Origin of the sequence: Nonomuraea sp. GTA35 (genome assembly GCF_041950525.1) — a bacterium.
Lineage (GTDB): Bacteria > Actinomycetota > Actinomycetes > Streptosporangiales > Streptosporangiaceae > Nonomuraea.
In genome coordinates this window covers 96,898-109,798 of sequence record NZ_JBGNUV010000001.1, presented here as the reverse complement: position 1 = coordinate 109,798, position 12,901 = coordinate 96,898, and the positions used below count along the sequence as shown (strand labels likewise).

Annotated in this window: 12 protein-coding genes; 1 reads left to right on the top strand and 11 read right to left on the bottom strand. The window is 72.5% G+C overall.

What is annotated here, in order from left to right; genetic code table 11:
• Nucleotides 1–61: 61 nt before the first annotated feature.
• The 8 genes from ACBJ32_RS00500 to ACBJ32_RS00465 form a co-directional block, all read right to left on the bottom strand.
• Nucleotides 62–1,801, bottom strand: a complete 1,740-nt coding sequence (locus ACBJ32_RS00500) for an ABC transporter ATP-binding protein (protein ID WP_375124860.1) — start codon at nt 1,799–1,801, stop codon at nt 62–64.
• Between the two features lie 478 nt (nt 1,802–2,279).
• Nucleotides 2,280–5,003, bottom strand: coding sequence for a DEAD/DEAH box helicase (locus ACBJ32_RS00495; protein WP_357887844.1), 2,724 nt, complete (start codon nt 5,001–5,003; stop codon nt 2,280–2,282).
• A gap of 122 nt (nt 5,004–5,125) precedes the next feature.
• Nucleotides 5,126–6,019, bottom strand: coding sequence for a YegS/Rv2252/BmrU family lipid kinase (locus ACBJ32_RS00490; protein WP_357887841.1), 894 nt, complete (start codon nt 6,017–6,019; stop codon nt 5,126–5,128).
• 40 nt (nt 6,020–6,059) lie between these two features.
• The gene (gene tatC / locus ACBJ32_RS00485; protein ID WP_375124859.1) at nt 6,060–6,893 is read right to left on the bottom strand and encodes a twin-arginine translocase subunit TatC; all 834 of its coding nucleotides are present in this window, start codon (nt 6,891–6,893) and stop codon (nt 6,060–6,062) included.
• Nucleotides 6,894–6,985: 92 nt separating this feature from the next.
• Entirely contained in the window at nt 6,986–7,354 is a 369-nt protein-coding gene (tatA, locus tag ACBJ32_RS00480) for a Sec-independent protein translocase subunit TatA (RefSeq protein WP_375124858.1), read from the bottom strand.
• Nucleotides 7,355–7,383: 29 nt separating this feature from the next.
• Nucleotides 7,384–7,584: a hypothetical protein gene (locus ACBJ32_RS00475; RefSeq protein ID WP_375124857.1), complete on the bottom strand. Its 201-nt coding sequence runs from the start codon at nt 7,582–7,584 to the stop codon at nt 7,384–7,386.
• Nucleotides 7,581–8,546, bottom strand: a complete 966-nt coding sequence (locus tag ACBJ32_RS00470) for a WYL domain-containing protein (RefSeq protein WP_357887829.1) — start codon at nt 8,544–8,546, stop codon at nt 7,581–7,583. Before ACBJ32_RS00470 ends, ACBJ32_RS00475 begins: the two co-directional genes overlap by 4 nt.
• 67 nt (nt 8,547–8,613) lie before the next feature.
• Entirely contained in the window at nt 8,614–9,564 is a 951-nt protein-coding gene (locus ACBJ32_RS00465) for a helix-turn-helix transcriptional regulator (RefSeq protein WP_375124856.1), read from the bottom strand.
• Between the two features lie 38 nt (nt 9,565–9,602).
• Between ACBJ32_RS00465 and ACBJ32_RS00460 the strand changes: the two genes are divergently transcribed.
• On the top strand, nt 9,603–10,670 hold the full coding sequence (locus tag ACBJ32_RS00460; protein WP_375124855.1) for a DUF3866 family protein: 1,068 nt from the start codon (nt 9,603–9,605) through the stop codon (nt 10,668–10,670).
• Here ACBJ32_RS00460 and ACBJ32_RS00455 read toward each other — a convergent pair.
• The 3 genes from ACBJ32_RS00455 to ACBJ32_RS00445 form a co-directional block, all read right to left on the bottom strand.
• Nucleotides 10,616–11,110 (bottom strand): DUF3291 domain-containing protein, encoded by a 495-nt coding sequence (locus ACBJ32_RS00455; protein WP_375124854.1) that lies wholly within the window; start codon nt 11,108–11,110, stop codon nt 10,616–10,618. The genes ACBJ32_RS00460 and ACBJ32_RS00455 overlap by 55 nt on opposite strands.
• 16 nt (nt 11,111–11,126) lie before the next feature.
• Nucleotides 11,127–11,795: a helix-turn-helix transcriptional regulator gene (locus ACBJ32_RS00450; protein WP_375124853.1), complete on the bottom strand. Its 669-nt coding sequence runs from the start codon at nt 11,793–11,795 to the stop codon at nt 11,127–11,129.
• 152 nt (nt 11,796–11,947) lie between these two features.
• Nucleotides 11,948–12,844: an FKBP-type peptidyl-prolyl cis-trans isomerase gene (locus ACBJ32_RS00445; protein ID WP_357887814.1), complete on the bottom strand. Its 897-nt coding sequence runs from the start codon at nt 12,842–12,844 to the stop codon at nt 11,948–11,950.
• Nucleotides 12,845–12,901: the final 57 nt, after the last annotated feature.

Genomic DNA, 12,901 nt, shown 5'->3' with positions numbered 1-12,901 from the left:
AACGGAAAGGCGCCCGCCCCACCGGGGTGGGACGGGCGCCGCAATCGACGGGACGGCGCCGTCACGACGGCCCGGGCGCCGCCGCCGCCTCCTCGCACTCGGCCGCTCCGGCAGCCGGCGCCGGCGAGCGGTAGGGCGCCGGTGAGCGGGGCCCCCGGGGCGGCATGCCGACGCGCTTGAGCCGGATCCGCTCCTCCCGCGGCACCGGCGCCAGCGCCACCACGCGCGCCCTGTCCGGCAGGTGCCGCAGGTCGTGCGTGATGAGCAGCGTCGTACGCCCGGCCATGAGCCGCTGCAGCGGCCGCATCACCTGGGCGGCCGTGGCGTCGTCGAGCCCGTTGGTGGGCTCGTCGAGCACCAGCACCGGCGTGTCGCGCAGGATGGCCCTGGCGATCGCGATCCGCTGCCGCTGCCCGCCGGACAGCAGGCGGCCCCGCTGCCCGACCGGCGTGTCGTAGCCCTGGGGCAGCACCTTGACGAAGTCGTGCACCCCGGCCGCCTCCGCCGCCCTGATCACCTCGTCGAGCGAGGCGCCGGGACGGCCGTAGGCGATGTTCTCGCGTACGGAGCCGGAGAACAGCAGCGTCTCCTGGTGCAGGATCGTCACGTTGTCGCGCAGCGACTCCCGCGTCAGGCACCGGATGTCGGCGCCGTCCAGCAGGACGCGGCCCTCGTCCGGGTCGTAGAAGCGCAGCAGCAGCTTGGCCACGGTGGACTTGCCCGCCCCGCTGGGCCCGGCCAGGACGACGACGTCGCCGGGCTCGGCGGTGAACGACAGGTCCCGCAGCACCGGCCGCCCCCGGCCCGGGTAGGCGAAGCCGACCCGTTCGAAGGCGATGCGGCCCTGGCTGCGGCCCGCGGGCGCGGCGTCGCGCGCGTCGGTCACGGCCGGTCCGGTCCGCAGGATCTCGATGACCCGGTCGGAGCCGGCCGCCGCCTCCGAGACCGTCATGGCCAGCTCTCCCAGGCTCTGGACGGCCGGGTAGAGCAGGGCCAGGTAGGCCGCGAAGGCGAGCAGCCCGCCGAGCGTCAGCCGGCCGGCCGCGATCTCCCACGCGCCGAATCCGAGGATGACGATCAGGCAGACGGTCTCGATGACCTGGACCACCGGGCTGTAGAGGCCGGCCAGCCAGGCCTGGGCCATGTTGGCGCGCAGCCAGCCGCGGCCCTCGCCGTGCAGCCGGCGGGACTCGGCGTCCTGCCGGTTGTAGGCCTGCACGAGCGGCTGGTTGGCCAGCCCCTCCTCCAGGACGCTGTTCATCGCGCCGTTGCTGGCGCGCTCGAGCGCCGCCGCGGACCTGAACCTGCCCGCGAACACCTTCGAGACCACCAGGAACAGCGGGATCAGCGCCATGGTCAGCAGCGCGAGGTCCCATCGGATGAAGAAGGCCGCCGTCGCGAAGAAGATCACGCCGGCGACCGTGGTGATGAGCTTCACGAGCCCGGACCCGACGAGTTCCTCGATGGCCTCGATGTCGTCCGTCAGGCGGGCCATCAGGTCGCCCAGCCGCCGCTTCTCGGAGAAGTCGGGGGCGAGCGTCTGCACGTGCGCGTACACGCGGTCGCGCAGGGCCAGCAGGAACCGTTCGGCGCCCAGCGCGGTGGCGTAGGCCCCCGCGAAGGACGTCACCCCGGCGAGCGCCGCGAGCCCGAGCCACCAGATCGCGGGCGCCCAGAAGGCCCCCAGGTCGCGGGTCGTCAGCACTTCGTCGGTGATGTGCCCGAACAGGCGGATCGCGGCCACTTCGCAGAGCGCGGCCAGAATGGCGAACATCACCCCGGCCGCGAACAGCTTCCGCAATCCGCGGGTGTCCGGCCAGAATTCGCGAAAGGTGCGGCGAATGGAAATCGCCGGCGCGAGCTCACGGCCGGAGGCGCTCAACGAGAGCCGGCGGCTGAGCCGCCGGCTCTCAACGGGGCGCTCTAGCACCCCCACCACCTGCGACGGTGGCAGCAGTTCCACCTGCGGTAGCAGCGGCGCCTACGACGGCAGCCCCATCCTTGCTGGTATCCGGCCTGAGACAGTTGCGTGTTCGCCATGATTCCTCCCCCGTTGGCTGAACACTGACAAATCGGACGCTAGCACCCGAAATGCGATAAATCAGCAGATATTCGCCGATTTCAAACAGTCTTGACTGGTAAAACCCGGCCGGAAAGGCGCTGTCGGCGGCGACGTAAAGCCGCCCGCCGACAAGTAAAACGGCAACAGGAAGGTCAAACCGGAACAAAAGATGCTCCTGAGAACTGGTTCTCAGGAGCATCCTCGACGACGAAGCGGATCAGGTGAGCGACGAGTACGCCACCACACCCCGCCGCATCGCGTCCATCGCCTTCACCGCGGTCTGCTTGATCTTGCTGCCGGGCGGCGCCGCGTTCCCGAGCTGGCCGAGCAGGTCCATGAGCTGCTTGATCCACCGGACGAAGTCACCGGCCGCCAGCTCGTTGCCGTTGACGCCCTCCATCAGCACCGCGTCGAGGCTGTGCCCCTTCGTCCACCGGAACGCCGCCCACGCGAACCCCAGATCGGGCTCCCTGATCGTGGACAGCCCGTGGTCGGACTCGATGCCCTCCAGCTCGCCCCACAGCCGGATCATCGCCGACAGCGCGTCCTGGGCCCGCCCCGCGGGGATCTTCGGGCGGCGGGTGTCGTCGGACGCCCGCGACTCGAACACCAGCGCCGACACGCACGCCGCCAGCTCCGCGGGATCGAGCTCCTCCCACAGCCCCATGCGCAGCGACTCCGCGGTCAGCAGGTCCAGCTCCGTGTAGAGGCGGCCCAGCCGCCGCCCCTCGTCGGTGACGGCCTCGCCGTCGAGGTAACCGAGCTGCTCCAGCACCGAGCAGATGCGGTCGAACGTGCGCGAGATGACGTGCGAGCGCCCCTCGACCCTGCGCCGCAGCCCCTCGGTCTCCCGCAGCAGCTTGTAGTACCGCTCGGCCCAGCGGGCGTGATCCTCGCGCTCGTCGCAGCCGTGGCACGGATGCTGGCGGATGCGCCGGCGCAGCTCGTTGACCTCGTCGTCCTCCACCGTGTGGTCACGCGCCCTGACCGGCTTGCCCAGATCCCGGTCACCGATCTTGGCCAGCAGCGTGGAGACGAGGTTGGCACGCTCCTTCGGCGAGCGGCCGTTGAAGTTCTTCGGGATGCGCAGCTTCTCCAGCGGCTCCACCGGGACGGGGAAGTCGGCCGGGTCGAGCTTCTTGATCTGCTTGCCGATCGTCAGCACCAGCGGGCTCGGCCCGGTGCCGCGCGGGTTGCGTCCGGGGTCCAGCACGATCGCCAGCCCCGCCCGGCGCCCGCCCGGCACCCGGATGACGTCACCGGGCTGCAGCGCCTCCAGCGACCGCACCGCCGCCGCCCGGCGCGCGGCGCCCCGCTGGCGCGACAGCTCCGCCTCCCGGTCCGACAGCCGCCGCCGCAGCGCGGCGTACTCCGGGAAGTCGCCCAGGTGGCACGTCATCGCCTCCTGGTAGCCCTCCAGCGCCTCCTCGTGCTTGCGCAGCTGCTTGGCCAGCCCCACGACCGCCCGGTCCGCCTGGAACTGCGCGAACGACTCCTCCAGCAGCGTCCTGGCGCGTTCCCGGCCGAACTGGCCGACCAGGTTGACCGCCATGTTGTACGACGGCTGGAAGCTGGAGCGCAGCGGATACGTACGGGTGCCCGCCAGCCCCGCCACCGACAGCGGATCCATGCCCGGCTGCCACAGCACCACCGCGTGACCCTCGACGTCGATGCCGCGCCGCCCGGCCCGGCCGGTGAGCTGGGTGTACTCCCCCGGCGTGAGATCGGCGTGGGTCTCGCCGTTCCACTTGTCCAGCTTCTCGATCACCACGCTGCGGGCCGGCATGTTGATGCCCAGCGCCAGCGTCTCGGTGGCGAACACCGCCTTGACCAGGCCGCGCGTGAACAGCTCCTCCACGACCTCCTTGAACGCCGGCAGCATGCCCGCGTGATGCGCCGCCAGCCCCCGCTCCAGGCAGTCGCGCCACTCCAGGTAGCCCAGCACCGCCAGGTCCTCGTCGGGCAGGTGCGCCGTGCGCTCGTCCACGAGCTGCCTGATCTCGTGCCGCTCGCGGTCGGTGGTCAGCCGGATGCCCGCGTGCAGGCACTGCTGCACCGCCGCGTCACAGCCCGCCCGCGAGAAGATGAACGTGATCGCCGGCAGCAGCCCCTCGGCGTCCAGCTTCTCGATCACCTGCACCCGGTCCGGCGGGCGCGAGCGCTGCGGCCGGCCGTAACCCCGCCGGCCCCGCCCCGCCGTCAGCCGTTCGGCGTCACGCGTCACCCGCATCAGCGTCGGGTTGATGCGCGGCGTCAGGTCGTCGGTCATGAACAGGTCGTAGACGCGGTTGCCGACCATCATGTGCTGCCACAGCGGCACCGGCCGGTGCTCGTCGACGATCACCGTCGTGTCGCCGCGCACCTCGCCCATCCACTCGCCGAACTCCTCGGCGTTGCTCACCGTCGCCGACAGCGCCACCAGCCGCACCGAGTCGGGAAGGTGGATGATGACCTCTTCCCACACCGCGCCCCTGAACCGGTCGGCCAGGTAGTGCACCTCGTCCATCACGGCGAACCCCAGCCCGGCCAGGGTCGCCGAGCCGGCGTAGAGCATGTTGCGCAGCACCTCGGTCGTCATGACCACGATGGGCGCCTCGCCGTTGACGCTGTTGTCGCCGGTCAGCAGGCCGACCTTGGCGGTGCCGTACCGCTTGACCAGGTCGTTGTACTTCTGGTTGGACAGCGCCTTGATCGGCGTCGTGTAGAAGCACTTGCGGCCCTGCTCCAGGGCGAGGTGGACGGCGAACTCCCCGACGACCGTCTTGCCCGAGCCCGTGGGCGCCGCCACCAGGACCCCGTCGCCGGCCTCCAGGGCCCGGCAGGCGTCCAGCTGGAAGTCGTCCAGCTCGAAGTCGTAGAGACCTCGGAACGATCTCAGAGCGGCCCCGTCGTCCCCGTGCTTGTGACGGAAGGCCGCGTAGCGTTCCGCTGGCGTTGTCATACCCGCCAGCCTACCGAAATCGCCATTCCGGTCCGTCCCGGCTGTTACGGCCCTCGCCGCCCTGGTGAGCGTCCCGCGCGGACGTGGCGCCGTCCCAGCCAGGCGCCTTTACAAAGTAGATCTCATACGATCACGCGTAGCGCTCCCGGCCGGACCTCGCAGTCCACCGGCACGGCCCCCACCCGTTCGCCGTCGGCGTAGGCGACCAGGTCCTCGGCTTCCACCCGTACGCCGCGCACCCGCCACGTCGACACGGCCGGATGCGTCACGTGCCTGCCCCGGTACACGCCGGGGAACACCCGCAGGAACTCCCCCTTGGACACGGCCCCGATCATCACCACGTCCAGCAGCCCGTCGTCGGGCCTGGCGTCGGGGCAGACCCGCATGCCCGCCCCGTACGAGCGCGTGTTGGCGACCGCCACCAGCATGGCCTCCCGCTCGACCACCTCGTTCCCGTCCAGCGTGAGGCGGAACGGGACCGGCCGGAACGAGCGCAGTTCCCGCGCCGTGGCCACCATGTACCGGGCCATCCCCGGCGGCCAGGTGAGCCGGTTGGCCCGCTCGTTGACGCGGGAGTCGAACCCGCAGCACGCCACCCCGGCGAACAGCTCATCGGCCGTCCCCGCGCGGATGCGGGCGGCGTCGACGCGGCGCGACTTCATGCGCAGCACGGTGGCCGCGGCGGCCACGAGATCGCGGCGGGGCAGGCCGAGCGCGGCGGCGAAGTCGTTGCCGGTGCCCGCGGGGATGATGCCGAGCGGCACGTCGGTGCCGGCCACCGCCTGCACGGCCAGGTGCACCAGGCCGTCGCCGCCGAAGGCCACCAGGGCGTCGGGGCGCTCGGACACGGCGGTGCAGGCACGCTCCAGCGCGTCGGTGGCGTCGTCGCCGACGATCACCGTCAGCTCGGCCCCTCCGGCACGCAGCCGGCGCGCCACGGGCTCGAGCAGGCGCAGCGTACGCCCGCCGCGCGCGGCGGGGTTGACGAGCAGGGCGAGTTGCGGGGAGGAGGACACGCCCGGAATGTATCGCCTGGGGCGCGCGACCGGAATGCCCTTAACGCTTGTCCGCTGCGGGCGGCTCCTCGTCGAGAGGCGTGGGGTCGTCGAGGGGCGAGGTGTCCTCGGCCAGCGGCGAGGCCTCGTCGTCGGACAGGTGGGAGAAGTTCTCCGTGTTCGGCAGGCGCCGCTCGCGGAGGTACATGAAGCCCTCGGCCACGAAGTAGAGCACGACCATCGGCATGGCCAGCGCCATCATCGTCAGCGGGTCTCCGCCCGGCGTGATGACCGCGCCGAAGATGAACATGACGAAGATGACGGTGCGGCGGTGCTTCTTGACCGTGGCGTGGGACAGGACGCCGATGATGTTCAGGAACACCAGCAGCAGCGGCAGCTCGAACGAGATGCCGAAGATCACCAGCATGATGAGCACGTAGCTGACGTACTCGTCGATCTGGATGGCCGCGACGGAGTCGGTCGGCGCGAACCCCAGCAGGATCGCCAGGCTGGTGTCCATGATGAAGTACGCCAGCGCGGTGCCGAGCAGGAACAGCGGGACCGCCAGCCCGAGGAAGGCGAAGGAGTACCGCTTCTCGTTGCGGTAGAGCGCGGGCGTGACGAACGCCCAGATCTGGTACAGCCAGACCGGTGAGGACACCACGATGCCGACCAGCGCCGACACCTTCAGCGTCAGGAAGAACGACTGGAAGATGCCGCCGAAGATGAGCGTGCACTCGCCGGGGCGGAGCTGACCGGCCTGCGGAGTCTCACAGAACGGTTCCTTGATGAACGCCCACACCGGATCGAAGACGATGAAGCCCACCACGACGCCTACGAGCACGGCGGCCAGCGCGATGACCAGGCGGTTGCGCAGCTCCCGCAGATGCTCCATCAGCGGCATGCGACCCTCGGGGTCGGGTGCCTGATTGCTCGACCGTTTGAGCAGCGCCATCTAGCAGTCCAGGTGACGAGGAGGGATGGGGATCAGGCGTGCTTGTCGGCCTGCGAGGCGGCGCCGGCGCGCAACCTGGCGGCCTGCTCCTCGAGCTGGCGGGCCTGCTCCTCGGCCGACAGCGCCGGAGCCGGGGCCGGGGCCGGGGCAGGCGCCGGGGCGGCCTGGATCGGCTGCGGCTGCACGGGCTGAGCCTGGGGCTGGGCCTGCATCGGAGCCTGCGCCTGCTGCACGGTGTGCTGGGGCTCGTCGTCGTCATCGCGGAGCTTGGCGGTCTCCGACTTGAAGATCCGCAGCGACCGGCCGATGCCGCGAGCCATGTCAGGCAGCTTCTTGGCACCGAACAGCAGCACGAGCGCCAGGAGGATGATCAGGAGTTCGGGCACTCCGAGGTTCGGCATGAAACGCCCTTTCTAGCGAGTTGCCTGTTTCAGCCACGATCGTACGCTGCCTGGGGCGCGGTCTCACCCCCCTGGCCCGCCAATCTGGCCCGCCTCGGCTCAAGCTGCGCATGCGCCGCGACGATTTCCCTTCTCAGAGTACGTGCCGCGGCCACGACACGGGCACCCGCGATGCCGAGCACGACCAGCCCGGCCACGCCCAGGCCCACCGACAGGAAGATCCAGGTCATGAGTGGTGAGCGTACAGGGCCAGGGCCCGCTCGGCCTCCTGGCGCACGGTCTCGGCCATGTCGGGCGGCGAGACCACCCGGCCGGTGTCGCCCAGGCGCAGCGCCAGCTTGAGTATCCAGTCCTCGTCGCGCGCCCGCAGCGCCACCCGCAGCCGCCCCTCGCCCAGCTCGGTGACCTGCTCGCACGGGTAGTACTCGGCCACCCACCGCCCGGCCGCGCTCAGCTCCAGCTCGACCAGCTCGTCGGTCGGGGAGGGGCGGAAGACGCCGGCGGTGACGTCGCGCGGCTCGGCCTCGGCGGGCGGGTCGGCGGGCACGTCGAGCACGTCCACGCCGAGCACCCGGTCGAGCCGGAACAGCCGCATCGCCTCGGCCCGGTAGCACCAGCCCTCCAGGTAGGCGCGGCCGTCCACGACCACGAGCCGCATCGGGTCCACCTCGCGCGGCGTCACCTGGTCGCGGCCCTGCACGTAGTAGCGCAGCGACAGCCGCCGGCCCCTGGTCAGGCCCTCGCGCACGCGGGGCAGCGCGTCGGGGGCGGCGTCGACGTCCACGGCGACCTGGGTGCTGACGGTGGCGGCGCCCTCCCCCGCGGCCCGCTCCAGCTTGGCCGTCACGCGCGGCAGCGCGTCGCCGGGCACCTCGGCGAGCTCGGGGGTGGCGGCCAGCATGCGCAGCGCGACCAGCAGCGCGCTGGCCTCGTCGATGCCGAGCCGCAGCGGCCTGGCGATGGTGTCGGCGTTGTCGATGAGGATCTCGCCGCCGTCCCAGGAGACGTCGATGAGGTCGCCGGGGGTGTGCCCGGGCAGCCCGCACATCCAGACGAGCTGCAGGTCGTCGATGAGCTGCTTCTCGCTCAGCCCGAACACCGCGGCCACCTCGCCGACCTGCGCCCCCGGGTGGGACATCAGGTACGGCACCAGCGCCAGCAGCCTCGGCAGCCTGTCAGCCGACCCGCTCATGTCTCCTCCTTCGCCGGCCGCGTGAGCGGGCCACTGCTGCGTCCGATGGCCGGCTCGCCACGCTCCCTCACGCCATGGCCCCCTTCAACCGCCTGATGACCGCCTCGCGGGCGTCCGGCGGCTGGACCACCTCGACGTCGGCGCCGAGGCTGGCCATCCACCCGGCCAGCCGCTCGGGGTCGGTGAAGGCCAGCTCGGCCTCGTCCCACCCGCCGGTGCCGGGGCGCACGGCCCTGGCGAGCTGCCGCAGCCCCTCGCACGCCCCCTGGCGCACGCGGACGACGGCGACCCGTTCGTCGGTCGTCTCGTCGGGGAAGCCCACCATGGCCCGCAGGTCGACGCCCTCGGGCACCTCGACGGCGCCCGCCTTGCCGACCGTGGCGACCTGCCCGGTGATGCGGCTGAGCCGGAAGGCGCGCGGCGCGTCCCTGTCGCGATCGTACCCCGCCAGGTACCAGCGGCCGCGCCGGCTGACCACGCCCCACGGCTCCACGGTGCGGCTGCGGACGGTCTCGCTGCCGGCTCCGCGGTAGTCGAAGCGGACCACGCGCCGGTCGCGCACGGCGTCCCACAGCGCGGGGAAGGCCGGGTCGCGGGTGTCCACCCGCAGCTCCAGCGCTCCCGTGCCGACGGGCTGGTCGGTGGCCACGCCGCCGGCCCGCAGCTTCAGCAGCGCCCCCGAGGCGGCCTCGGCCAGGCTGGCGCGCTGCCACACCTGGGCGGCCAGGCCCAGCACGGCGGCCTCGTCGGGCTCCAGGGTGATCTCGGGCAGCTCGTACGACTCCCGCTCGATCCGGTAGCCCGGCTCGTCCTCCCACGGGTCGCGCACGACGTCGATCGGGATGCCGATCTCGCGCAGCTCGTTCTTGTCCCGCTCGAACATGCGCTGGAACGCCTCGTCGCCATCGCGGTCGTATCCGGGGACGGCCTGGCGGATCTGCTCGGCCGACAGCGGGCGCCGGGTGGCGAGCAGGCAGATCACCAGATTGAGCAACCGTTCTGTCTTCCGGCGCGACATCTGCCTCACTCCTCCTTCATCGACGCTACCCTGCCCCCGTGATCAGATGGCGCAAGGGCGAGGTCGTACGGATCCGACGCGAGTGGCCGGGAGCGGTGGAGCTGGACGTCACCGTCCCCGAGGGGGAGTGCCGGGCGCTGGCGTATCCACCGTTGGTGGGGCGCCCGGAACCCGGCGATGAGGTGCTGCTCAACACGACCGCGCTCGCGATGGGTCTCGGTACGGGAGGTTACGCCATGGTGGTGGCCGTCCCGAACCGTTTGCCGGAAGATCCCGAGGGACCGGGCCACCTGGTGAAGGCCAGGTACACGCCGCTGCAGGCCACGGTGCAGGGCGCCGACGAGCAGGATTCCCCGTTCCACGAGCGATTGCGCGAGTCCGACTCGCTCGACGGCATGCCGGTGATCGTGGCCGATCTGCACTCGGCGCTGGCGCCGATCCTGTGCGGCCTGTACGCCGCCAGGCAGGGCGTCCGGGTGGCGTACGTGATGCAGGACGGCGGCGCGCTGCCCGTCTGGTTCTCGATGGCGGCGGCGCGACTGCGGGAGGCCGGCTGGCTGGCGGGCGTGGTGACGGTGGGCCAGTCGTTCGGCGGTGACCTGGAGGCGGTCACCGTGCACACGGGCCTGCTGGCGGCCAGGCACGTGCTGGAGGCCGAGGTGGCGATCGTCACGCAGGGCCCGGGGAACCTGGGCACGGGCACCCGGTGGGGCTTCTCAGGGGTGTCGGCGGGCGAGGCGGTCAACGCGGCGGGCGTGCTGCGGGGGCTGCCGGTGGCGGCGCTGCGGGTCAGCGAGGGCGACCGGCGCGAGCGCCACTACGGCGTCTCGCACCACTCGCTGACCGCCTACGGCCGGGTCGCGCTGTCGCCCGCGCAGGTGCCGGTGCCTGAGCTGCCGGGCGAGTTCGGGGTGCGGGTCAGGGACCAGGCCGAGCTGCTGGCCGTACGGCACCGGCTGGTCCCCGTCCCCGTGGACGGCCTGCGCGAGGCGCTGGAGGCCTCGCCGGTGCGGCTGTCGACGATGGGCCGGGGCCTGGAGGAGGACCTGGCCTACTTCCTGGCCTCGGCGGCGGCGGGCAGGCTGACGGCCTCGCTGCTGTCGTAGGAGTCCTTGAACGTGAACGCCTCGGGGCTGGGCCCCTCGCTCCTGAGGCGTTCCAGCCGCCGCATCCCCTCCGCCAGGGTGGGGATCTGCCCGGCGGGCACCCACCACAGCACCATGTACGGCTCCATCATGCGCAGGAACCACTCCCTGCGCCGCCGCAGCACGGCCAGGTGCTCGCTGCGGTAGGCGTAGTTCCACAGGGTCTCCAGCGACTCCCACACCGAGAAGTTCATCAGCAGGTGGTCGCCGTAGTCGTGCACGACGGTGGCGGTGGGGTCGGTCTCGCTCTCCTTGAGCCGCCACACGAACCCCGGCGCCGTGTCGGCGACGGCGTTGATGGGCTCCAGCAGGGCGACGAACTCGGCGAGCTCGGCACTGTCGATGGGCGCGCGCAGGTGGGCGATGTTGAGCTCGGCGAGATGCATGGGTGGCGGGTTCATGGGAGCCAGCACACCATCACTCGCTTTCTATGTCAATATCCGTTTGCTTTAGAGAGGGCTCGAGAGAGACGCAGCACTCCCCCGGCCGCGGATCCAGCGCCGCCCGCCCGGGATCGTCGCCGAGCCCCTCCAGCAGCCCCTGGCACAGGGCCAGGTTCATGGAGCACACCAGCAGCGGCTGCTCCTCGGCCAGCGCGTGGAACGGGCAGTTGCGCAGCCGTACCTTCCCGCCCTCGGCGTACGGCTCGTAGCCGCGCTCGCCCAGCACCCGCTCGGCCGGCTCGCCCCGGCGGCCCCTGGCGATCCTGGCGCCCGCGCCGCGCGCCACCTCCTCGGCCCGCTCCTCGGCGCCGAGCACCTCCACCACGTCGGCCAGCACCGAGGCGAGCGTGGCGTAGTCGCGCGGCGGCAGGCTCACCGACCGCTCGCCCCTGGCCCGGCGGTAGACCTTCGCCGGGCGGCCGCTGCCCGGCCCCTTCTTCTCCTGCCGGCGGAACCCGCTCTCCAGCAGCCCCGCCTCCACCAGTTTGTCGAGGTGGTGCCCGGCCAGCGTCCTGGACACGCCCGCCGCCTCGGCGGCCTCCCCCCGGCCGACGTCGCCGCCCCGGGAGGCGACGACGTCGTACAGGCTGCGGCGGACGGGGTCGTGCAACAGGGCCAGCGCCTCGAGGTCGTCGCTACTCACAGCGGGAGTCTACGAAAGCTTCCGCTCCAGGCGTGCGTACGCGGAGGGCTGCGGAGGGCTTCGGCTCCACGCGTGCGTACGCGGAAGGCTTCCGCTCCACCCGTGCGTACGTGCGGGCGCGGCCCGCCTCCGCCGCCCCGGGCCGTCCTGCCTCAGTAGGCGGCGATGAGATCCACCACGAAGACGAGCGTGTCGGAGCCCTTGATCCCGTACGCCGGATTGCCGGCGCGGCCGTACCCGTCGGCGGGCGGGACGATCATCAGCACGCGGCTGCCGGCGGGCACGCCCGCCAGCGCCTTGTCCCAGGCCCTGATCACGCTGCCGTCGCCCAGCTTGAACGCCTTCGGCCCGCCGCTCGCCCAGGTCGCCTCGAAGACCCGGCGGCGGCTCCAGACGGCGGCCTCGTACTGGACGACCACGAGCCGCCCCGGCCGCGCCGCGGGCCCCTCTCCCCTGGCCAGCACCTTGGCCGCGAACCTGGCCGGCGGCGGGCCGGCGGGCACGGCCAGCGCCGGCCTGGCGCCGCCGCCCACCCTCACCCCGGCCAGCGTGCCGCCCTGCGACTCGACCGAGGCGCCCCTGGGGTGCGCGCCGAGGATGTCGACGACGTAGAACAGCTCCTCGCCGGCGGCCACGCCCTGCGGCGGGTTCGCGCCGAACCCGTCCTGCGGCGGGATCGCGGCGATCACGCGGCTGCCCACCCTGCGGCCCTTCAGCGCCCGCTCCAGGCCGGGCAGCAGCTCCCCGACGGGGAACGCCGCCGGGGTGCCCCGGTTGAAGCTGGAGTCCACCAGGCGGTTGCCCCGGCCGTCCCACACGTGCGCGGTGTACTGGACGATCGCCACGTCGTCCGCGCCGAGCCGCTCGCCCTTGCCCGTGGCCAGCTCGTCCACCTGCAGCCCGGCCGCCGGCCTGCCGTCGGGGAAGTCGATCGTCGGGCGGGCGCCGAACGCGCCGCCCACCCTCAGGTCCAGCTCCCCGGCCGCCTCGCCCGTGCATCCGGCCAGCAGCAGGGGCGCCAGCAGCAGTGACGCGGCGGCACGGCGCATCGGTCCTCCCAGCACGCGACGGCCCGGCGGATCGCCCGCGAGGGGGCGCGCCGCCGG

Bases quoted from the DNA above. Each gene is read 5' to 3' on its own strand.
- ACBJ32_RS00475 (WP_375124857.1), bottom strand. From the start codon at position 7,584: ATGACCTGGATCTTCCTGTCGGTGGGCCTGGGCGTGGCCGGGCTGGTC.
- ACBJ32_RS00455 (WP_375124854.1), bottom strand. From the start codon at position 11,110: ATGAACCCGCCACCCATGCATCTCGCCGAGCTCAACATCGCCCACCTG.
- ACBJ32_RS00470 (WP_357887829.1), bottom strand. From the start codon at position 8,546: ATGAGCGGGTCGGCTGACAGGCTGCCGAGGCTGCTGGCGCTGGTGCCG.
- tatC (WP_375124859.1), bottom strand. From the start codon at position 6,893: ATGGAGCATCTGCGGGAGCTGCGCAACCGCCTGGTCATCGCGCTGGCC.
- ACBJ32_RS00445 (WP_357887814.1), bottom strand. From the start codon at position 12,844: ATGCGCCGTGCCGCCGCGTCACTGCTGCTGGCGCCCCTGCTGCTGGCC.
- tatA (WP_375124858.1), bottom strand. From the start codon at position 7,354: ATGCCGAACCTCGGAGTGCCCGAACTCCTGATCATCCTCCTGGCGCTC.
- ACBJ32_RS00465 (WP_375124856.1), bottom strand. From the start codon at position 9,564: ATGTCGCGCCGGAAGACAGAACGGTTGCTCAATCTGGTGATCTGCCTG.
- ACBJ32_RS00495 (WP_357887844.1), bottom strand. From the start codon at position 5,003: ATGACAACGCCAGCGGAACGCTACGCGGCCTTCCGTCACAAGCACGGG.